The organism is Embleya sp. NPDC059237, from assembly GCF_042754105.1.
In the GTDB taxonomy this organism is placed as follows: Bacteria; Actinomycetota; Actinomycetes; order Streptomycetales; family Streptomycetaceae; genus Embleya.
On the sequence record NZ_JBHZAE010000009.1, the window covers coordinates 160,481 to 182,282 of the forward strand.

The following is a 21,802-nucleotide window of genomic DNA, read 5'->3' on the forward strand; positions in this document are numbered from 1 at the left end:
CGCATGCGCACGGATTCTCGTGCCCGCTCGTGGAGAGCGCGCACTGCCGCGGCGGGAACCGCCGCCGCCGCACTGCTCGGCGGGTCGCTGCTCGCGACCGCGCCGGCCGCCCACGCCGACCCCGGCCCGGGCATCAACCAACAGGTCGGTGTACCGGCCTACTTCCACCCGGGCGTCCCGTCCGGCGGGACGGCCTGGGCCACCCTTGCCAGTGGCACGGGCACCCCGGGGCTGACCGTCGTCAACGTCGCCAACGGGCCGAACTTCGAGGAGAACGCGCCCAACGAGACGTTCAAGGCCGCGATCCGACAGGTGCGTCAGGCGGGCGGCAAGGTGATCGCCTACGTGGACACCGGCTACTTCGGCACCAACACCATCGGCGCCCCGAAGAGCACCCGGCTCGGCGACACGAGCATCGCGGCGTGGCGGATCCAGATCCAGCACGACGTGGACAAGTGGTACCGGCTCTACGGCCCCGAGATCGACGGCATCTTCTTCGACCAGGGCCAGAACAGCTGCGGCCCGAACGGGACGAACGCGTACGCCGACGAGTATCGGGCGCTGACCGCGTACACCAAGCGCAACCACCCGGGTGCGCTGGTGGTGGACAATCCCGGGATCGACATCCCACAGTGCTACGAGAACGTGGCCGACATCCAGGTCACCTTCGAGGGCAGCTACACCGACTACCAGGCGTTCACCCCGCCGCAGTGGGAACTCGACTCCGACCCGGCCAAGTTCTGGCACCTGATCTACGAGACCACCGAGGCGCAGATGCCGTCGGCGGTGGCGCAGAGCAAGCAGAAGAACGCCGGCACGGTCTACGTCACCCCGGACCAACTGGACCCCAACCCGTGGGACAGCCTTCCCGGCCCGTCCTACTGGTCGACGGAACTGGCCGCGGCCAAGGTCGCCCCGACCGCCGCTCCGGCGACGCCGGCGCAACCTGCGGCCGTCACCACCTCGGCCACGTCGGTACAGCTGAGCTGGCCGAACGCGGGCCCGAGCACGGTGGCCGGCTACGACGTCTACCGCGACGGCGTCCGGATCGGTTCGGTGCCGCATCGCACCACCGGGACCTCGCAGTTCACCGCGACGGACCTGAACCCATCGACCGCCTACGCGTTCACGGTTCGCGCCCGCAACGACGCGGGGGTGTTGTCGGCCGCGAGCCCGGCGCGCAACGTCACCACCTCGGCACCGGGCGCCAACGCGCCGGGTGTGCCGGGGTCCTTCACCGGCGCCACCGCCGGTCCCACCTCGGTGCAGCTGTCCTGGACCGCGTCGACGCCGGGTTCGGCCGCCGTCGAGGCGTACGACATCTACCAGGACAACGCCCGGATGGCGACGGTGCCGGCGAGCCAGATCTCGGCACGGCTCGGTGACATGACGCCCGGTACGACCCACACATTCGACGTGGTCGCCCGGGATGTCACCGGTCGGGTGTCGGCGCACACCGCGCAGGTCTCGCTGACCCCGCCGCCGCCGGCGGGCGGACCGATCGTGAACGTCACGGCGACCCTGACCGCCACCCAGGCCGAGTACAAGGCGACCTACCAGCTGCCGTTCGGCACGCACCGGGTCTTCATCGACGCGGACAACAACGCGAACACCGGCTACGTCACGGGTCCGGTGTGGCCCGGCGTCGGGGCCGATTTCATGCTCGAGAACGGCTTCCTGTACAAGGCCACCAAGAACGGCGCGGACTGGACCGGGATGTGGCAGACGGTGTCGCTGACGCCGTCGCCGCTGGTCTCCAGCACCAACGACCAGTTCGTGTGGCGGATTCCGACCTCGGTGTTCGGCACGCTGAACGGAGGCACGCAAAAGCTGGCCATCCAGGGCGGCGAGCCGAGCACCTGGGCGGCCTCCTACCTGACCATCGTCCAGCAGTGACCCCATGAACGGGCATCCCGGCCGCCGTCCTCGGTCGGGATGCCCCCCACCGAACGGCGTGGCGACCGGGTCACCACGCCGCGAACCGCCCGCCCCGCCCCCGCCCCGATTCGGGGACGGGGCGGGCGACGTGCGTCACAGGCCGATGGCGGACAGCGTCTCGAAGTCGTCGTCGGTGAGCCGGACCCGGGCCGCCTCGGTGTTCTCCTCCAGGTGCGCCACGCCTGACGTGCCGGGGATCGGGAGCATCACCGGCGAACGACGCAGCAGCCAGGCCAGCGCCAGCTGCGCGGGGGCCACCCCCCGTTGCTTCGCGAGGGTGTCCAACGGCCCACCCGGGCGTGCGAGTTGTCCGGTGGCGATGGGGTGCCACGGGATGAAGGCGATGCCCTCCGCCGTGGCGTAGTCGAGCACGCTCTCGGCCTTGCGGTTGACCAGGTTGTACAGGTTCTGCACGGAGACGATCTCGACGATCTCGCGTGCCTCGCGCAGTTGCTCGACGGTGACCTCGGACAGGCCGATGTGCCGGATCTTGCCCTCCTCGCGCAGCCGGGCCAGTTCGCCGACCTGGTCCGCGAGCGGGACCCGCGGGTCGATCCGATGCAGCTGGTAGAGGTCGATCCGCTCCAGGCCCAGGTGACGCAGGCTCAGTTCGGTCTGCTGGCGCAGGTATTCGGGGCGGCCCAGCTCGTGCCACTCGCCCGGGCCGGTGCGGGCGAACCCGCCCTTGGTGGCGATCACGACGTCGTCGGCGTACGGGTGCAGGGCCTCGCGGATCAGTTGTTCGCTGACGAACGGGCCGTAGGAGTCGGCGGTGTCGATGAGGTTCACCCCCAGTTCGACGGCGCGTCGCAGCACCCGGATCGCCTCCGGGCGGTCCTTCGGCTCGCCCCAGACACCGGCCCCGGTGAGCTGCATGGCTCCGAATCCGAGTCGATGCACCGGCAGGTCGCCGCCGATCGAAAAGACACCGGACGCCTGGGCGGGGCCGGACGCGGACGAGACGGTCATGGGTTCTCCGTTGGGGTCGGGCGGCCCGACGGGCCGGACGGCACGGGCGAGGTCGAAGCCCATTCTGCCCCCACGGACCGCCCGAACGGCGATGACCTGCGCTCACCGCTGCCCGGTCGCGGCTTGGATGTCCATCCACGAGGTGACCAAGTCGGGGCACGCACTTGTACACAACGACACATTCGCCGCGGGCCGGCGCTGCCTAGTGTGTGGCACTCGTCGAGGCACCGGATCCACGGATGGAGCGATTCATGGTCTGGCTGGTACAGGACTATCGCGAGGAGGACCTCGCGGCGGTGGTGCACCTGATCGACACCACGACCGGGCTCGGTCAGGAGTCGGTGTTCTCGCTGTCGGAGTGCATCCACGCACTGGCCTCCCGCCAACCGGCGGTGGTGGCCCGGCGCGACGGCGCGGTGGTCGGCGCGGCGCTGGCCACGGTCTCCGAGGGACGGGCCTGGGTGATGCGGATCGCCATCTCGCCCGGCGCGCGCGGCCTGGGTCTGACCAGCACGCTGCTGCTCGCCCTGGAGCGCCGACTGGTCGAGGAGCGGGTGCGGCGGATCGCGTACGTGTTGCCCGAGGAGGACTCGCGCGAACTGGGGCTGCGCAACGCCGGCTACGAACGGCGGCCCGCGGTGGCCTACTTCGAGAAGGTCGAGCCGGTCGACGACCACGTCGCGGAGACCCTGGACCGGCTCGGCGGGCGCATGTTGCCGGGCGACCTGTGGTCGAAGGTGGCCGGCATGGAGGTGGAGAAGAACCTGATCGAGCGGCGTGTGGTGCTCCCGCTCGCCGATCCGGGGCGGGCGCTGCGGCACGGGGTCGAACCGCCGCGCGCCATCGCCTTGTTCGGGCCCCCGGGGACCGGCAAGACCACCTTCGCCCGGGCCATCGCCTCCCGGCTCGGCTGGCCGTTCGTGGAACTGCTGCCCTCGCGCCTGGCCGACGGCGGAAACCTCGCCGCGGCGCTGCGCGAGGCGTTCGGGCGACTGGCCCGACTGGAGCGGATCGTGGTGTTCATCGACGAGGTCGAGGAGATCGCGCCGATCCGGCACGCCCGACCCGGCGCCGGGCACGCGGTGACCAACGAACTGCTCAAGCTGATCCCGGCGTTCCGCGAACACGGCGATCGGCTCCTGGTCTGCGCGACCAACTCGGTGCGCTCGCTCGACCCGGCGTTCCTGCGGCCCGGCCGGTTCGACTACATCATCCCGGTGGGCACCCCGGACGCGGACGCCCGCCGGGCGATGTGGACCCACCACGCCTCGGCCCGCCCGGACGTGGACCTGGACGCACTGGTGGCGGCCAGCGACCTGCTCACCCCCGCCGACATCGGGCACGCGGCGCGGATCGCGGCCCAGGCGTCGTTCGAGCGCGACCTGTTCGAGGGCAACGACGGCGCCGACGGCCGCGACGACGCCGGCGAAGCGGGCGGCCCCGGCGCGCGGACGCGCGACTACCTGGACGCACTCGCCCAGTCCCGCCCCACGGTGACCGCGAGCATGGTCGAACTCTTCGAGGAGGACATCACCACCCATGCGCGGGTGTGACCCGACCGGCGCTTGCGCCGACGAAGCCGCCACGACCCACCGCGCTCGGCCGTACGCCGCATCGGCGACTCCGGTACACATACCCGCCCTCGCCGGGCGCACCGGTCCGGGAAACCGGCCGCTCGCCACCCGGCGGACGCGCCATCGGTAGATATTTGATTCCGGTAGTACTGCGACGTTCGAATGCCTTGGGTTCGGTTCTCCGTTTCGGACGGTCGATTTCGAGAATTCACCGACGAGGGCGGTCGTTGCCAAAACAGCCGCCGATTCGATAATCGACCCGCCCGGAATCCGCCCGCACTCGCCGGAATACGTCGGTTCACACCCGCGCCGGCGCGACGGAAAGGGACTTGGGGTCGAACCCGCTCGCGGTGATCGTGCCGTTCTCGTCGATCAGGCCGAACACCGGATATCCGGCGACCGCGAATCCCAGGCCGAGGGGGCCGCCGACCGGTTCGACCACGACCTGGGCCACGCCGGTCAGCGCGGCCACCTGCTCACGGGTCTCCGCCTCGTCGCCGTGCACCACGGCGAGCACCCGCCGCCCGTCCTCGCCCGCCCGGCGCGCGACCTCCAGGAATGCCGGCATCCGCTCCTTGCAGGCCGGACAATTCGGGGAAAAGAAACCGAACAGGGCGGCGCCGAGCCGCTCCCGGGACACGGTCTTGCCGGCGACGGTGACCGCGGCGAACTCGGGCGCGGTCGAGCCCACCGGCAGCAGCAGGTCCGCCGGGTCGAGGTCCGCGCCCGCGCCCGCCGCGCCCTGGGCACGGAGCTTGCGCACGATTCCGAAGGTGAGCAGCAGGTTCAGCACGGTCAGTGCGGCGAGCAGAACGACGGCGGAAATCAGGATGGGCATGCGGATTCTCCCGACATGGCGAAGGATGCCCGCCGGTACGGAGAGTACGAACCCGGCCGACGTGCGGGGCCGAAGAAATGTAACCCCGACCGCACCGATTGCAACAGGCCGTTTCGGTTTCGTCGTGGAATATCGACCCACGCATCGATTTCGATTTCTCGACTTCTCTTGCCGGCGTGCGGCGAACGGGTTTAGCGTCGCGGTCGGCGGAAGCACAAACCGCTTCCGCCGAATCGACCCGGTAAGGGAAGGTCCACGATGAACCGTGTGATCGGCACCATGGGCGACAAACTGTTGGGATTCGTCCTTCGAGAGCAAATGGCCGGGGCGTGCATCCCGGAGCACGGGCAGTGGTGCGCCTGTCGGAACAACTACCGCTACGTGCTCAGCTGCACCGGGCAGTGCGTCAACAGCGGTCTCTCCTGTTGGCAGTGATCGGCTCTGCGCCCCCACCCCACCAAACCTCCGGAGGTATGACATGAAGCGAGCCGTCGACAGGATGGGCGACCGGCTCCTGAGCCTGGTCATGCGGGAAGAGCGCGCGGGAGCGTGCGTCGAGTACGTCAACCAGCTGTGCTACTGCTACCTGGGCTACCAGTGGCGCTACAACTGCAACGGCGTGTGCACCTATCGGCAGGGCTACCCCTGTTGATCACGCACTCCGACGGGACCCCGGAGGGGAGCACGCCTCCGGGGTCCCGGTTGCGTCCGCGCGCGGTGAAGGTGGCGCTCGCGCTCCAGTTCCGGGCCGCGCCCGTGGGCGCGGTGGCGCTGTTGGCGGGCACCGTGCTGATCGGTGTACTGCCCGCCGTCGCGGCATGGCTGACCAAACTGCTCTTCGACGAACTGGGTCGAGGCGAGCGGGTCGACTCCGGGCGGGCCGTGGCGCTGAGCCTCGCGATCGCGGGGCTCGCCGCGTTGCTCGCGGTGCTGATGCAGGTGACGAATCACCTCGACGAGGTGGTCCGGCGCCGCCTGGTGATCACCGTCGAGCGTGAACTGTTCGCCAAGGTCGATGAGTTCCGCGGGTTGCGCCGCTTCGAGGACCCCGCGTTCCACGATCGGCTGCGGCTGGCTCAGCAGGCCTCCGAGGACGCGCCGCACAACATCACCATGTTCAGCCAGGAGATGGTGCGTTCGGCCGCCGCGCTGAGCGGGTTCACCGGCGTGCTGCTCGCGGTGTGGCCGCCGATGGTGGGGCTGTTGTTCCTGGTCGGCGTCGCCGCACTGCTCGCCCGGTTGTCGACGGCCCGCCGACAGGTGGCCGTACTGGAGCAAACCTCCGGCAGGCAGCGCCGCCGACTGTTCTACCGATCGTTGCTCACCGATCCGCGCGCGGCCAAGGAGATCCGCCTGTTCGGGCTCGGCGACTTCCTGCACGGCCGCCTGGTACGCGCGCTCGCGGAGGCCACCGACGCCGAACTCGCGGTGGCCGGAAGGGCGATGCTGGTCCAGGCCGGCTTCGCCGCACTGAACGCGGCGGTGACCGGGCTCGGCATGGTCGTGGTGGTGGCCGGCGCCGCGGACGGCCGGTTCACGGTCGGCGACGTGGTGTTGTTCACCACCGCCGCGGCGGGTGTACAGGGCGCCTTCACGGGTGTGGTCGTGCAGGCCGGCGTGGCCGCCCAGGCGGTGCGTCTGTTCGGCCACTTCCTGGATCTGATGGACACCCCCGACGACCTGATCGGCGGCACCGACCCGGTGCCGGCGCTGCGCGGGCGACTGGAGTTCGACGACGTGTGGTTCCGCTACGACGAGCACGGGCCGTGGGTGCTGCGTGGGGTCGATCTGGTGATCCCGGCCGGCACGGCGATGGGCCTGGTCGGCCGCAACGGCACCGGCAAGAGCACGCTGATCAAACTGCTCTGCCGGTTCTACGACCCGCAACGCGGCACGATCCGCTGGGACGGCGTGGACATTCGCACGATGGACGTGGCCGCGCTGCGCCGCCGGATCGGGGTGACCTTCCAGGACTACATGACCTACGACCTTTCGGCGGCGGAGAACATCGGCATCGGCGACCTGGCCCACCGCTCGAACGTGAACCGGATCCGGGCCGGCGCGGTCTTGGCGGGGATCGACGCCGACCTGTCCGCACTGCCGGACGGCTACCGGACCCAGCTCAGCCGGGTGCACCTGGACGAGGACGACGAGCGCACCGGCGTCACCCTGTCCGGCGGCCAGTGGCAACGCGTCGCGCTGGCCCGCTCGTTGATGCGCGTGGACGCGGATCTGCTGATCCTGGACGAGCCGAGTTCGGGCCTGGATCCGGAGGCGGAACACGACGTGCACCGCACCCTGCGTCGACACCGGGCCGGGCGGACCGGACTGCTGGTGTCGCACCGCCTCGGCGCACTGCGCGACGCGGACACCATCGCCGTGCTCGCGGACGGGCGGATCACCGAACTCGGGCCGCACGACGAGCTGATGGCGCTGGCCGACGGGCACTATGCCAGGTTGTTCGGTCTTCAGGCGGCCGGATACGTGGACCGGCGGGACGACTCGACGAGGATCGCGGAGGACGCGCAGTGAACCGGGTCGGATGCGGCGTGCCGGTTGCCGCCGGGTTGGGCGTGGGCATCCTGTTGGGCGTGCGGACGGTGCGGTCACGGATCGCGCTGGTCCGGGTGACCGGGATGAGCATGGCGCCCACCTTCGTGGACGGCGAGCGGCTCGTCGTGCGCCGCGCGGCCACCGTGCGGCGCGGCGACGCGATCGTCTTCCGCAACCCCGTGCGCCTCGGCGACACCGACGAGTTGCGCTGGTTGGTCAAGCGGGTGATCGCGGTGCCCGGCGACCCGGTGCCGCGCGAGGTGCGGCCGGCGGTGCGGGCGACGACGGGGGCGATGGTGCCCCCGGGGTCCCTGGTGGTGCGCGGGGACGCCCCCCGGTCGCAGGACTCCCGACACTTCGGCTACGTCCCGACCACCACCGTCCTGGGCGTGGTCCGCGGCGGCCCCCGGCGTTCCCGGTCTTGACGCGCTCTCGGTGGGAGACGTACGTTCCCCTTCAGTGAATTGAAACGTTTCATTCTTGGTGTCAGGAGCCCCCATGCAGGACATCGAGGCGGTGCGGGCCGCCCTGCGCGCCCAGCGGATCGAGACGCCCTCGTGGGCCTACGGCAATTCCGGTACACGCTTCAAGGTGTTCGCCCAGGAGGGCGTCCCGCGTGATCCGTACGAGAAGATCGCGGACGCGGCCCGGGTGCACGCCCTCACCGGCGTGGCGCCGCTCGTGTCCCTGCACATCCCCTGGGACCGGGTCGACGACTACGCGCACCTGGCCGCCCACGCGCACGAGCACGGGGTGCGGATCGGCGCGATCAACGCCAACGTCTTCCAGGACGACGCCTACCGCCTGGGCAGTGTGACCAACCCCGACGCCCGGGTGCGCCGCAAGGCCGTGCACCACCTGCTCACCTGTGTGGATGTGCTGGATGCCACCGGCTCCCGCGACCTGAAGCTCTGGTTCGCCGACGGCACCAACTACCCGGGCCAGGGCGACATCGCCACCCGACAGGCGTACCTCGCCGAGGCGTTGGCCGAGGTGTACGCGCGTCTCGGCGCCGACCAGCGCATCCTGCTCGAATACAAGCTCTTCGAACCCGCCTTCTACATGACCGACGTCCCGGACTGGGGCACCGCCTACGCGCACTGTCTCGAACTCGGTCCCCGGGCCGTGGTCTGCGTGGACACCGGGCACCACGCGCCGGGCACCAACATCGAGTTCATCGTCGCGTTCCTGCTCGGTCGGGGCCGGCTCGGCGCGTTCGACTTCAACTCGCGCTTCTACGCCGACGACGACCTCATGGTGGGCGCCGCCGACCCGTTCCAACTCTTCCGGATCATGCACGAAGTGGTACGCGGCGGCGGCCTCGACCCGGCCGGGGGGGTGAACTTCATGCTCGACCAGTGCCACAACATCGAGCCGAAGATCCCCGCCCAGATCCGCTCGGTCGCCAACGTCCAGGAGGCCACCGCCAAGGCGCTCCTCGTGGACGCCGAGGAGTTGGCCGCCGCCCAGCGGGCGGGCGACGTCCTCGCCGCCAACGCCGTGCTGATGGACGCCTACGCGACCGATGTCCGCCCACTGCTCCGGGAGTTGCGCGAGGAGCAGGGCCTCGCGCCCGACCCGGTGGCCGCCTACCACGCCTCCGGCTACGCGGAGCGCATCCGCGCCGAGCGCGTCGGCGGTACACAGGCCGGCTGGGGCGCCTGACCCTCTCGGCCCTCGCCGACCCATCCCGCCACGCCCCGCCCTGCCTCCATCCCCACCACCTCCATGCACGAGGAGACCCGCCGATGTCCGGCACCCCACCCGAGGTCGAGCACCTGCTCCGTCGCTCGCACACGCTCGGCGCGGATCCGCGCAACACCAACTACGCCGGAGGCAACACCTCCGCCAAGGGCGTCGGCACCGACCCGGTCACCGGCACCCCGGTGGACCTGCTCTGGGTCAAGGGTTCCGGCGGCGACCTGGGCACCCTCACCGAGGACGGGCTCGCGGTGTTGCGCCTGGACCGGCTGCGCGCGTTGACGGCGGTGTACCCGGGGGACGACCGCGAGGACGAGATGGTCGCCGCGTTCGACTTCTGCGGGCACGGTCGAGGCGGCGCCGCGCCGTCCATCGACACCGCGATGCACGGTCTGCTCGACGCCGCGCACGTGGACCACCTACACCCCGACTCGGGCATCGCGCTCGCCACCTCCGCCGACGGCGAGAAGCTGACCGCCGAGTGCTTCGGCGACACCGTGCTCTGGGTGCCGTGGCGCCGTCCCGGCTTTCGGCTCGGCCTGGACATCGCGGCGATCCGGGCGGCGAACCCGCAGGCGATCGGGTGCGTCCTCGGCGGGCACGGGATCACCGCGTGGGGGGAGACCAGCGCGGAGTGCGAGCGTAATTCGCTGCACATCATCCGCACCGCCGAGGAGTTCATCGCGGCACGATTCGACCCCGCCCGCCATCCGTTCGGCGAGGTGCTCGCCGAACCGCTGCCCGAACCCGAACGCCGGGCCAGGGCCGCCGCGTTGGCCCCGCTGCTGCGCGGCCTGGCCTCGACCGACGGCGCCCGGGTCGGGCATTTCACCGACAGCGCACCGGTGTTGGACTTCCTGTCCCGCGCCGAGCACCCCCGCCTCGCCGCGCTGGGCACCTCCTGCCCCGACCACTTCCTGCGCACCAAGGTCCGCCCGCTGGTCCTCGACCTGCCGGCCGACGCGCCGCTCGGCGAGGTCGCGGCCCGACTGCGCGAACTGCACACCGACTACCGGGCCGACTACGCCGCCTACTACGCGCGCCACGCCGAACCCGACTCGCCGGCCATGCGCGGCGCCGACCCGGCGATCGTCCTGGTGCCCGGGGTGGGCATGTTCTCGTTCGGCGCGGACAAGCGCACCGCCCGGGTGGCGGGCGAGTTCTACCTCAACGCGATCAACGTGATGCGCGGCGCCGAGACCGTCTCCACCTATGCGCCGATCGACGAGCGGGAGAAGTTCCGGATCGAGTACTGGGCCCTGGAGGAGGCCAAGTTGGCCCGCCTGCCCCGGCCGCGCCCGCTGGCCGCCCGGGTGGCCCTGGTCACCGGCGCCGGTTCGGGCATCGGCCGGGCCATCGCCGAACGCCTGGTCGCGGAGGGCGCGTGCGTGGTGGTCGCGGACCGGGACGCGGCGAGCGCGGCGGCGGTGGCCGCCTCCCTCGGCGGCGCGGACCGCGCCGTGCCGGTGACCGTGGACGTGACCTCCGAGGCGGGCGTCGTGGCCGCGTTCGCCGCCGCCGCGCTGGCGTTCGGCGGGGTGGATCTGGTGGTCAACAACGCCGGACTGTCCATCTCCAAGCCGCTGTTGGAGACCACCGCACAGGACTGGGACGTGCAGCACGACGTGATGGCGCGCGGCTCGTTCCTGGTCGCCCGCGAGGCGGCCCGGACCATGATCGAGCAGGGCCTGGGCGGCGACATCGTCTACATCGTGTCCAAGAACGGCGTCTTCGCCGGCCCGAACAACATCGCCTACGGCGCCACCAAGGCCGATCAGGCCCACCAGGTAAGGCTGTTGGCGGCCGAGCTGGGCCCGCACGGGATCCGGGTCAACGGCGTCAACCCCGACGGCGTGGTGCGCGGATCCGGCATCTTCGCGGCCGGGTGGGGCGCGCAACGGGCCGCGGTGTACGGGGTCGAGGAGGAGAAGTTGGGCGAGTACTACGCGCAGCGCACCCTGCTCAAGCGGGAGGTGTTGCCGGAGCACGTGGCCAACGCGGTGTTCGCGTTGACCGCCGGCGACCTGTCGCACACCACGGGCCTGCACATCCCCGTCGACGCGGGCGTCGCCGCGGCGTTCCTGCGATGAACACACGCAACCGGCACGGGAGTTACCCGGACGTCTTCGCCGCCGTCGATCTCGGCGCCTCCAGCGGCCGGGTGCTGGCCGGACGGGTGGGTCCCGAGGTGTTGAGCGTCACCGAGGCACACCGCTTCGTCAACCGTCCGGTGCGCGTCGGGGGCACGCTGTACTGGGACGTCCTGGCCCTGTACGGCGGCGTCCTGGACGGCCTGCGGGCCGCCGGCCGTACCGCGGGCACCCCGACGAGCATCGGAATCGACGCGTGGGCCGTCGACTTCGGACTGCTCGACGCGAGCGGTGCACTGCTCGGCAACCCGGTGCACTACCGCGACGAGCGCACCACCGGCATCCCCGAACGGGTGCACGCCCGCGTCCCCGCCGAGCGGCTGTACGCCCTCACCGGAATCCAACACGCGAGCTTCACCACCATCCACCAACTCGTCGCGGCGGCCGACACCCCGCAGTTCGGCCCGGCCCGGCGGGCGCTGCTGATCCCGGACCTGATCTCCTACTGGCTGACCGGCGAGGCCGGTACCGAACTGACCAACGCCTCCACCACCGGACTCCTCGACCCGGACACCCGGCGCTGGTCCACCGCGATCATGGCCGAACTCGACCTCGACCCCGACCTGTTCGCTCCACTGCGCGCACCCGGCGCTACGGCCGGCACGCTCACCGACGACGTGTCGGCGGAGACAGGACTGCCCGCCGGGGTCCGGGTCACCGCCGTCGGCTCGCACGACACCGCCTCGGCCGTGGTCGCCGTCCCCGCCCGTGACGAGCGCTTCGCGTACATCTCCAGCGGGACGTGGTCCCTGGTCGGCGTCGAACTCGACGCGCCGGTGCGCAGCGAGGAGAGCCGCCGGGCGAACTTCACCAACGAACTGGGCGTCGACGGCACGGTGCGCTACCTGCGCAACGTGATGGGCCTGTGGCTGCTCCAGGAATGTATGCGGCACTGGGACCGCCTCGGCCGGCCGCAATCGTTGGACCGGCTGCTCGACGACGCGGCGCGGGTGGCGCCGCTGCGCTTCCTCGTCGACGCGGGCGATCCCGCCTTCCTGCCGCCCGGCGACATGCCCGAGCGCATCGCGGCGGCCTGCCGCCGGGCGGGCGAGCCGGTCCCGCGGACGCCGGGGGAGACGGTGCGCTGCATCCTGGACAGCCTCGCGCTCGCCTACCGCCGGGCGATACGGGACGCGCAACGCCTGTCCGGGCGCGCCGTCGACGTGGTGCACGTGGTCGGCGGCGGCGCGCTGAATACGCTGCTGTGCCAGGCCACCGCCGACGCGTGCGCCCTGCCGGTGGTGGCCGGCCCGACCGAGGCCGCGGCGCTCGGCAACCTGCTCGTCCAAGCCCGGGCCGCCGGGGTCGTGCCGGGCTCGCTCGCGGATCTGCGCGCACTGGTCCGAACCACTCAGCCGCTGCGCCGCCACGAGCCCCGCCCCGACGCGGGCGACTGGGCCCGAGCCGCCGATCGCCTGCCCAAGCGCACCGAATCGCCGGCCTGACGCCATCGCCGGTCGCGGTTCGGGGATCCGCCCCGACACCGCATAGGCTGCCGGGGTCGGACCCGCCGGCCCGACCCCGGACCGGCCTGGAGAAGCGGATCGATCCCGGATGACGACGTCGAGCATCAAAGAGGTGGCCCACCGGGCCGGTGTGTCGGTGGGCACGGTGTCCAACGTGCTCAACCACCCCGAGCGGGTGGCCGAGTCCACCCGCAATCGGGTGCTCGAAGCGGTGGAACTGCTCGGCTTCGTACGCAACGACTCGGCCCGGTCGCTGCGTTCGGGCGTGGCCAACACGGTGGGCCTGATCGTCCTCGACGTGGCCAACCCGTTCTTCACCGACGTTGCGCGCGGCGTCGAGGACGTCTGCAACGAGTCCGGTTCGGTGGTCATCCTCTGCAACTCGGACGACTCCGGAACCAAGCAGGAGCGATACCTGCGCGTACTCCAGGAACAGCGGGTGCGCGGCGTGCTGGTCACCCCCGCGCGTGACGCGGAACTGCCGGTGGCGGACCTGCGCGCCCGGGGCCTGGCGGTGGTGCTGCTCGATCGCGGCGGCGACCGCGCGGACCTGTGCTCGGTGGCGGTGGACGACGTGTTGGGCGGCCGGTTGGCCGCCGAACACCTGGTGGCGGCCGGCCGGCGCGAGTTCGCGTTCGTGTCCGGCCCGCTGTCCATCCGCCAGTGCGAGGACCGCCGCCGCGGCATGCGCGCCGCGCTCCGCGAGGCGGGTCTGCGGCTCGGTACCTCCACCCGCGACGTCACGGTGCCCGCGATGAACGCGAGATCCGGCGCCGAGGCGGCCCGGCGTCTGCTCGACGCGGGCCCACCGCCGGCGGCGATCTTCTGCGCCAACGACCTGCTGGCCCTGGGCCTGATGCGCGAGTTGTTGCGCGCCGGCGTGCGCATCCCGGAGGACGTCGCGGTGGTGGGCTACGACGACATCGAGTTCGCCGCGGCCTCGGCGGTCCCGCTGACCTCGATCCGCCAGCCCACCTACCGCCTCGGCCGTACCGCCGCCGAACTCCTCCTCGAAGAGGGCGAACACCCCGACACCCACACCCACCGCCAGGTGGTCTTCCGCCCGGAACTGGTGGTCCGTGAGTCGACGATCGACGGCGGCGAGGCCCGGTAGGACCCCGCCGCCGCGGTCCGCCCGGCGCGCCTCGTGGGCGCGCCGGGCGGGGTCGGTCAGTAGCTCGTCGTCACCGAGGTGCCGGCGAACGCCTGCTGTCCGTAGAGGGAGATGTAGTGGTAGCCCTCGGGCGGTGCGGTGATGGTCAGGGTCTCCGCGTTGCCCGACTGGGTGGACTTGGCGGTGTAGGCCGTGGGCGTGGCCCAGTTGTCACTGTTGTAGTAGAGGTCGGCGTTGCCGGTACCACCGGTGGTGACGATGTTCAGACGCGCGGTTCCCGCCGGGATGTAGATGTAGAACCAGGCCGTTGCGTTCGCGCCCGCCGACACCGAGGTGCGGCCGCAGTTCTTGCCCAGGACGCGGGTGTCGGGGTCGGTGCACTCGGTGGCGCCTCCGCCGCCGGTGACCGTGACGGTGTGACTGACGGTCGCGGTGGCGCCGCCGTTGTCGGTGACGGTCAGCTTCACGGTGTAGGTGCCGGCCGCGTACGTCTTGGTCGGGTTGGCCGCGGTGGAGGTGGTGCCGTCGCCGAAGTCCCAGGCGCGGGCGGCGATGGTGCCGTCGGAGTCGGTGGAGGTGTCGGTGAAGGCGACCGACGTGCCGCTGACCGCGCTGCTGAACTCGGCCGTCGGCGGGCGGTTGGTGGGTGTGCCACCGCCGCCGCACTCGCCCGCCGCGCAGGCGGCCAGCCAGGTGTACCAGTCGCTGTCGTAGCGGGTGCCGATGGTGGAGGTCAGGAAGGTGCGCGCGCCGGCCCAGTCGCCGGTGCGGTAGTAGCCGAGCAGGCGGGTGATGTCCGCCGGGTGCTTCTGCAGCATGTAGCGCACGCCGAGGTAGCCCCAGCGGTAGATGCGGGTCGTGTCGTTGGAGTAGGTGGTGTCGAAGACGGTACTCAGCGCGTAGGTGTGCTTGCCCGCCTCGGTGATCGCGGCGTCGTAGGGCAGGTTGCGGTAGGAGTAGGAGACATACTCCGCGAAGCCCTCGATCCACCAGATGGTCGGTGTGGTCACGCCCGCGTTGAAGTCGCCGAACATGTCGAACCGGCCGTCGAGGTAGTGCGTGTACTCGTGGTTGAGGTTCCAGATCTCGAACGCGGGCCGGGTCCACTCGGCCTCGTAGGCGATGAACCGCGGCTGGTTGCCGGCCGCGCTCGGGTCGCCTTCGAGGTACATGCCGCCGTTGTTGGTGTCGATGCCGAAGATGGCGCCGGCGTAGGTCTGATAGTCGGCGCTGGAGTGGAAGACCACCACCTCGATCGTGGTGTTGTGGTCGTTGGCCACCGCGCCGCTGTCCTTGACCACGCCGTGGAAGTACGAGTCCTGGTTGCGCAGGCTCGTGCAGGCGGTGGCGAGGTTGGCCTGGCTGATCTCCTGGGCCCGGATGCGGATGCTCGGGCTACAGGTGTAGTCGATGGTCAGCACCGCCGCGGTCAGCCGCGCCTGGAGGTTGCAGGTGTCGTAGTAGGCGCACTGTGCCTTGTCGTAGTAGTCGGTGCCCTCGGCCAGCGCGACCCACATCGCCGCGGTCGGCCCGGTGATCGAGGTGGCGCTCAGGTGGGCTCGCACCATCGGGCGCACCCGGGCCTGGAGGCTCGCGTACTGGAGGAAGCGGGCCAGTTCGCGGCCCGAGTTGACGGTCAGGTAGGCGCGGTCGGTGCCGAGCAGGTCGCGGTGTGCCCTCGCGAAGGCGTCGACCGCGTCGACGGTGCTCGGGTCGGACTGCACGGCGGTGACGAACTCGGGTACCTGGTGGCCGCGGAAGAGCACGGTGAAGACGTTGTTGACCGCGGCCTTCATCCACCACGACGCGTCGTACGAGCTGTTGTAGCCCGCCAACAGCCGCTTGACCACGTAGAGATAGCGGGCGTTCTCCTGGGCGCTGTCGATCAGCGTGACCGCCTCGGCCAGCGTCTCGCCGTTGGCGTCGGTGACGTCCGAGGAGTGCGAGTTGGCGAAGAAGGCGTCCAGACCGGAGCGGATCGCGGTCTTCAGCGCGGGGCCGTACGTGCCCACCGTGGTCGGGTCGTACCACTGCACGTAGTAGCCCGCGCGCAGGAACAGCACCACCTGCGGCGCGCTCGTGCTGCCGTTGCCGGGGTAGGAGCCGGCGAGGTCGCGCAGAGCGTAGGCGACCGTGGTCATCTGCTCTTCGCGGAAGATCGAGCGGGCGTCGGTCCCGGAGACGGTGAACAGGGTGTTCACGCACTCCGTCGTCGACGACTTGATCTGCGTGACCAGCGCGGCGCCGGTACGGCTCGCGAAGTCGGCGACCGAGCAACCGGCCGCGGCGGCCCGTTGGTTCGTCGCGGCCATCGACGGCCGGGCCGGTCGGGCGGCCGACGCCGGGTCGTCGTAGTCGCGCCGGGCGTTGTCGGACACGTTCGCGGACAGCGGCGGCCGGTCGGGGACCGGCAGCGGCTTCGCCTGGGTGTGCGGGGACTGGTCGGCCGAGGCGCTGGGGGGTGCGCCGAGCGGTGCGGCCACGGGGATCGGGGCCGCCGCGGTGCCGGGATCGGCGGGGGCGGCGGATCCGGGCTGGGTGAACAACCCGAAGCCCATGGCGAGTGATACGGCAACCACCGCGACGCGGCGGAGTCTTCCCTGTCGTGCCGAATGGGTCGATCGATTGGTTCGCAAAGACCGTCTCCTTGCGGAACAGAGGGCACGCGCACGCGCGCCTCCGATGAGGGGTGGTGCAACGGCATGAGCGGTTTCGTCGCCGGCCCCGTTTCGGGGAGAGAGGCGGAGCCGGCGCGTGCGTGGTACTGCTCGCTGCCTCGCCGGAAGAACCAACGGTGGCAAGGCAGTTGGTGCCGCCGTGGACCGGAAGGGGAGCGTCCGGGCCGCTGCGTGACATGTACCATGTCACAAATCACATTTTGCGTGAAGGGGTATCGAACACCGAGTGCGGCCAACGAAACGGCAGCGGGCGCAGGGGGGTTCGGGCGGGCCGATTTTGCCGGGACTTGCCGGCACCTCGCCGCTACTGGTCTAGACCTTGATTATTGGTCCAGACCTTCATTACGCTCGCCCTACTGTGTGAGCCGGACAACCCGGCTCATTGTGGGGCACAGGTTCTCCGTCGGATCCCGAAATCCAGGAGCACCCATGGCCATCGAAACCGTGTGGCGCACCAAACGCACCAAGCCCGGCAAGAGATTCGTCGCCATCTGTGCGAGCCTGCTCCTCCCGCTCGCCGCGATGGTCGGCCTGTCCGCCGCACCCGCGCAAGCCGCCGAAGGGGCCACCGCGACCTTCGCCAAAACCTCCGACTGGGGGGGCGGTTTCCAGGGGGAGTGGACGATCAAGAACACCGGTACCACCGCCGTCACGGCCTGGACCGTCGAGTGGGACTTTCCCGCCGGCACCTCCGTGGGCGCGTACTGGGACGCCTTGATCACCTCGTCCGGAACGCACTACACCGCCAAGAACCGTAACTACAACGGCTCGGTCGCGCCCGGGGCGAGCGTCAAGTTCGGCTTCGTCGGCTCCGGCCCCGGAAGTCCCAGTGGCTGCAAGATCAACGGCGGCCCCTGTGACGGCGTACCGCCGACCGACAACCCGCCGAGCGCGCCCGGTCAGCCGAGCGCGACCGCGACCACCTCGACCTCCATCTCGCTGAGCTGGGGCGCGGCCACCGACGACCACGCCGTCAAGAACTACGACGTCTACCGAGGCACTTCCGTGGTCGCCACGGTCACCGGGACCGCGTACACCGACACCGGTCTGACCGCCGACACCGCGTACACGTACAAGATCGTGGCGCGGGACAGCATCGACCAGACCGGACCCACATCGCCGACCGCCACGCTGCGCACGGCGCCCGGCGGCGGTACGGACACACCCCCGACGGCCCCCGGTACACCGACGGCGAGCAGCGTGAACGACACGTCGCTCACCCTCAACTGGACGGCGGCCACCGACGACCACGGCGTCAAGAACTACGACGTCCTGCGCGGCGGCAGCAAGATCGCCACCGTCAACGGGACTTCGTACAACGACACCGGTCTGACCGCGAACACCACCTACACGTACACCGTGGTGGCTCGCGACACCATCGACCAGACCGGCCCGGCCAGTGCGCCGCTCACCGTCAAGACCACCGGCGGCGGCACCCCGGGCGGCGAGTACTTCCGCGTCGGCTACTTCGTGCAGTGGGGCATCTACGGCCGCGCCTACACGATGAAGTCGCTGGACACCACCGGTGCCGCGGCCAAGCTCACGCACCTCAACTACTCCTTCTCCAACATCGACCCGGTCAACCTGACCTGCCTCAACGGCGTCACCAAGGCCACCACTCCGGGTCCGCAGGACCCGAACCAGGGTGACGGCGCGGGCGACTCGTGGGCGGACTACGAAAAGGGCTTCAGCGCCGGGGAATCCGTCAACGGAAGCACCGACACGTGGGACCAGCCGTTGGCCGGAAACTTCAACCAGCTCAAGCAACTCAAGGCGAAGTACCCGAAGTTGAAGGCGCTGATCTCGGTCGGCGGCTGGACGTACAGCAGGTACTTCTCCGACGTCGCCAAGACCGACGCGTCGCGGCAGAAGTTCGCCAAGTCCTGTGTGGACATGTACCTCAAGGGCAATCTGCCGGTGACCAACGGACGCGGCGGCAACGGCGTCGCGGCCGGGATCTTCGACGGCTTCGACCTCGACTGGGAGTGGCCGGGCGCCGAGGGTCACGCGGGCAACCACATCTCCGCGGACGACAAGAACAACCTGACCCTGCTGATGGCCGAGTTCCGCAAGCAGATGGACGCGTACGGCCAGACCACGGGCAAGCACTACCTGCTCACCGCGTTCACCCCCGCCGACCCCGGCAAGCTGGACGTGGGCTGGGACATCACCACGCGCGACGGCACGCCCAGCGTGTTCGACTACATGGACTACGCCAACGTGCAGGGCTACGACTTCCACGGCTCCGGCAGCGACAACAGCTGGGAACCGAACCGCACCGGGGACCAGGGCAACCTGTACCAGGACGCGGGGGACCCGTACCCGACCAAGTTCAGCGTGGAAACCACCGTCAACTACTACCTGAACCAGGGCGTGGACCCACGCAAGCTCGCCCTCGGCCTGGCCTTCTACGGCCGCGGCTGGCAGGGCGTCGCCGACGGTGGGGCGCACGGCGAATGGCAGGAGGCGCACGGCGCCGCACCGGGCCAGTTCCCGGAGGAGGCCGGCACCAGGGGCTACGCCAACCTGATGTCGTCGGTACCGAACCTGACCGTCTACCACGACGAGCAGTCGGTCTCGACCTACGGCTTCACCGGCAACAACGGCCAGTGGTGGACCTTCGACGACGCATGGTCCATCGGGAAGAAGACGGCCTGGCTCCGTTCGAAGAATCTCCTGGGCGCGATGATCTGGGAGATGAGCGGGGACACCGGGGTGTTGATGACCGCGGTCGACAACGGGCTGAAGTAACGGCCCCCTGATCGGAAGGCCGGGAGGCGGTGAGTGGCTGCCTCCCGGCCTTCCTTGTCGTCCGCCGTCGTGCGCGCCTCGTCGTGGGCGGCGCCTCCGGGCGCCGTCGCCGTCGACCCGTCAGCCGGCGTGCGGGGCGTCGGCGGCGGGGAGTTCGGGTGCGGTCCAGTCGGCCAGGATCCGCAGCGCCTCGGCGGTGGGGGAGGCCGGCTCGACGTTGTAGACGCACAAGGTCTGCTCCGTGTCGCCCGGGACCTGGAAGGACTCGTAGGCGAAGTGGAGGTCCCCGACGAGGGGATGGCGGTAGTGCTTGGCCCCATGGGTGCGGCGCAGCACCCGGTGGTCGTTCCACCATCCGCTGAACTCGGGGGATTTGAGCGTCAGTTCGCCGACCAGATCGGCGAGCCGGCGATCGTGGGGGTAGCGGCCCGCCTCGAATCGGAGCATGGCGACCGTCTCCGCGGCGAGGCGTTCCCAATCGCCGACACGCTCGCGGGCCTCGGGGTCGAGGAGGTAGTACCGGGCCAGGTTGCGCCGGGTGGCGGGCAGCGCGTCGAAGTCGGTGAGCACGGCCCTGGCGAGCCGGTTCGTGGCCAGTACGTCGGTACGTCGGCCCAGGATGAACGCCGGCACCCGGTCGAGGGTCTCCAACATCAGGTACAGCCCCGGCCGCACCCGCTGGGCGGCCCCGGCCGGCGTACGCCGGCCGGGGCGAGCGTCGGAGCCCAGCAGGTCGGTGAAGTGTTCACGCTCGGTGTCGTCGAGCCGCAGCACACGCGCGATCGCCGCCACGACCTCCGTGGAGGGGTTGTGCGCGCGCCCCTGCTCCAGGCGCGTGTAGTACTCCGTGCTCACACCGGCCAGGCGGGCCACCTCGTCCCGGCGCAGGCCGGGCACGCGGCGGACCCGGCCGTCGGCGGGCAGCCCGGCCTCCTCGGCGGTGATTCCGGCGCGTCGTGAGCGCAGGAACCCGGAGATTTCCTTGGTGCGGTCCATGGGACCAGTGTGCGCAGGTCGCCGGTGCCCAATCCGCACCGGGCCGGCCCTGTCGGTACCTGTTTCCGCAGGGCCATTCATGGCGTCCACACGGGCTCGTGGGAGTGGTGTGCTGGATGAGCGGTCGAGAGGAACCGACCGCGGCCCACTTTGCTCACCCGTGGAGGGTACGCACCATGTCCATGAACACCATGTCCCGCCCGTCGGCCCGTCGTGTCGCGGTCGTCACCGGCGCCTCCAGCGGTATCGGTGCGGCGTCCGCCGAGAAGCTGGCCGCGCTGGGTGCCCGCGTCGTCGTCCTGGCCCGGCGGGCCGATCGGCTGGCGGATCTGGTCGCCCGGATCGAGCGCGACGGCGGCAGCGCGCTGGCGATCGCCGCCGACGTGACCGACGCCGCGGCGTTGGCGGACGCCGCCGCCCGGGTGGCGGCCGAGTTCGGCGGCGCCGACCTGCTCCTGAACAACGCCGGCGTCATGCTGCCCGCCCCGATCGAGGAATTGGCGGCCGACCAGTGGAAGCAGCAGATCGACCTGAACATCACCGGGCTGATGAACACGATCGGCGCGTTCACCCCGCAGCTGATCGCGGCCGCCGCCGAGCGCGGGGTGGCCGACCTGATCAACACCTCGTCGATCGCGGCGCAGAACATCTTCCCGAATTTCGCCGTCTACTCCGGGACCAAGGCGTACGTCACCCACCTGTCCCGGCACCTGCGCACCGAGTTGGGCTCGCGGAACGTGCGGGTCTCGGCGCTCGAACCGGGCATCGTCGGCACCGAGTTGCAGAGCCACGTCACCGACCCGGGCGCGCGGGAATGGCTGGCGGGCGCCAAGGAGAGCATGGAGTGGCTCACGCCGGAGGACATCGCGGAGACCGTCGGTTTCATCGCCACGATGCCGCCGCGGGTGAACTTCCAGCAGATCACCATCATGCCCACCGGGCAGGCCGCCTGACCTGTCGTGGGGGGGGGGGGGGGGGGGGCCCCGGGCGCCCCCCGCGCGGGGGCCCGGCGGCCGGGGGGGGCCCCGCCGGGGCGCCGGGGGCGGGGGGGGGGGGCCCGGGCAACCAAGGGGC

Annotated in this window: 16 protein-coding genes; 12 read left to right on the forward strand and 4 right to left on the reverse strand. The window is 70.9% G+C overall.

From position 1 onward, the window contains the following. Nucleotides 1-3: 3 nt before the first annotated feature. On the forward strand, nucleotides 4-1,896 hold the full coding sequence (locus ACFXKZ_RS27390) for a spherulation-specific family 4 protein (protein ID WP_380003678.1): 1,893 nt from the start codon (nucleotides 4-6) through the stop codon (nucleotides 1,894-1,896). 135 nt (nucleotides 1,897-2,031) lie between these two features. Here the strand turns inward: ACFXKZ_RS27390 and ACFXKZ_RS27395 are convergent, their stop codons facing one another. Next, entirely contained in the window at nucleotides 2,032-2,907 is an 876-nt protein-coding gene (locus ACFXKZ_RS27395; protein ID WP_380003679.1) for an aldo/keto reductase, read from the reverse strand. 251 nt (nucleotides 2,908-3,158) lie between these two features. Between ACFXKZ_RS27395 and ACFXKZ_RS27400 the strand changes: the two genes are divergently transcribed. Beyond that, complete coding sequence (locus ACFXKZ_RS27400; protein WP_380003680.1) at nucleotides 3,159-4,460, forward strand: ATP-binding protein; 1,302 nt, start codon at nucleotides 3,159-3,161, stop codon at nucleotides 4,458-4,460. Between the two features lie 319 nt (nucleotides 4,461-4,779). Here ACFXKZ_RS27400 and ACFXKZ_RS27405 read toward each other — a convergent pair whose 3' ends face one another. Continuing rightward, a complete protein-coding gene (locus ACFXKZ_RS27405) occupies nucleotides 4,780-5,319 on the reverse strand; it encodes a TlpA family protein disulfide reductase (protein WP_380003681.1) in 540 nt (179 codons plus the stop codon). A 258-nt stretch (nucleotides 5,320-5,577) separates the two neighbouring features. Here ACFXKZ_RS27405 and ACFXKZ_RS27410 point away from each other — a divergent pair, with 258 nt between their 5' ends. From ACFXKZ_RS27410 to ACFXKZ_RS27445, 8 genes are all read left to right on the forward strand, one after another. Beyond that, nucleotides 5,578-5,754 (forward strand): hypothetical protein, encoded by a 177-nt coding sequence (locus ACFXKZ_RS27410; RefSeq protein WP_380003683.1) that lies wholly within the window; start codon nucleotides 5,578-5,580, stop codon nucleotides 5,752-5,754. Between the two features lie 43 nt (nucleotides 5,755-5,797). Continuing rightward, nucleotides 5,798-5,971, forward strand: a complete 174-nt coding sequence (locus ACFXKZ_RS27415) for a hypothetical protein (RefSeq protein ID WP_380003684.1) — start codon at nucleotides 5,798-5,800, stop codon at nucleotides 5,969-5,971. Then, a complete protein-coding gene (locus ACFXKZ_RS27420; RefSeq protein ID WP_380003685.1) occupies nucleotides 5,968-7,851 on the forward strand; it encodes an ABC transporter ATP-binding protein in 1,884 nt (627 codons plus the stop codon). Before ACFXKZ_RS27415 ends, ACFXKZ_RS27420 begins: the two co-directional genes overlap by 4 nt. Beyond that, nucleotides 7,848-8,297: a S26 family signal peptidase gene (locus ACFXKZ_RS27425; RefSeq protein WP_380003686.1), complete on the forward strand. Its 450-nt coding sequence runs from the start codon at nucleotides 7,848-7,850 to the stop codon at nucleotides 8,295-8,297. The genes ACFXKZ_RS27420 and ACFXKZ_RS27425 overlap by 4 nt, the downstream gene beginning before the upstream one ends. 73 nt (nucleotides 8,298-8,370) lie before the next feature. Further along, nucleotides 8,371-9,537: an L-rhamnose isomerase gene (gene rhaI / locus ACFXKZ_RS27430; protein WP_380003687.1), complete on the forward strand. Its 1,167-nt coding sequence runs from the start codon at nucleotides 8,371-8,373 to the stop codon at nucleotides 9,535-9,537. Between the two features lie 83 nt (nucleotides 9,538-9,620). Then, on the forward strand, nucleotides 9,621-11,663 hold the full coding sequence (locus ACFXKZ_RS27435; RefSeq protein ID WP_380003688.1) for a bifunctional aldolase/short-chain dehydrogenase: 2,043 nt from the start codon (nucleotides 9,621-9,623) through the stop codon (nucleotides 11,661-11,663). Beyond that, nucleotides 11,660-13,168: a rhamnulokinase family protein gene (locus ACFXKZ_RS27440; protein WP_380003689.1), complete on the forward strand. Its 1,509-nt coding sequence runs from the start codon at nucleotides 11,660-11,662 to the stop codon at nucleotides 13,166-13,168. Before ACFXKZ_RS27435 ends, ACFXKZ_RS27440 begins: the two co-directional genes overlap by 4 nt. A 109-nt stretch (nucleotides 13,169-13,277) precedes the next feature. Further along, nucleotides 13,278-14,303 (forward strand): LacI family DNA-binding transcriptional regulator, encoded by a 1,026-nt coding sequence (locus ACFXKZ_RS27445; RefSeq protein WP_380003690.1) that lies wholly within the window; start codon nucleotides 13,278-13,280, stop codon nucleotides 14,301-14,303. A gap of 56 nt (nucleotides 14,304-14,359) precedes the next feature. Here the strand turns inward: ACFXKZ_RS27445 and ACFXKZ_RS27450 are convergent, their stop codons facing one another. After that, entirely contained in the window at nucleotides 14,360-16,861 is a 2,502-nt protein-coding gene (locus tag ACFXKZ_RS27450; protein WP_380003885.1) for a collagenase, read from the reverse strand. A 549-nt stretch (nucleotides 16,862-17,410) separates the two neighbouring features. On the opposite strand from ACFXKZ_RS27450, the gene ACFXKZ_RS27455 reads away from it, so the two are divergent. Then, on the forward strand, nucleotides 17,411-19,732 hold the full coding sequence (locus ACFXKZ_RS27455; protein WP_380003691.1) for a glycosyl hydrolase family 18 protein: 2,322 nt from the start codon (nucleotides 17,411-17,413) through the stop codon (nucleotides 19,730-19,732). Nucleotides 19,733-19,852: 120 nt separating this feature from the next. On the opposite strand, the gene ACFXKZ_RS27460 is transcribed toward ACFXKZ_RS27455, so the two are convergent. Next, nucleotides 19,853-20,728 (reverse strand): helix-turn-helix transcriptional regulator, encoded by an 876-nt coding sequence (locus ACFXKZ_RS27460; protein WP_380003692.1) that lies wholly within the window; start codon nucleotides 20,726-20,728, stop codon nucleotides 19,853-19,855. A gap of 176 nt (nucleotides 20,729-20,904) precedes the next feature. Here ACFXKZ_RS27460 and ACFXKZ_RS27465 point away from each other — a divergent pair, with 176 nt between their 5' ends. Continuing rightward, nucleotides 20,905-21,681, forward strand: coding sequence for an SDR family oxidoreductase (locus ACFXKZ_RS27465; protein ID WP_380003693.1), 777 nt, complete (start codon nucleotides 20,905-20,907; stop codon nucleotides 21,679-21,681). The last annotated feature ends 121 nt before the right edge of the window (nucleotides 21,682-21,802 follow it).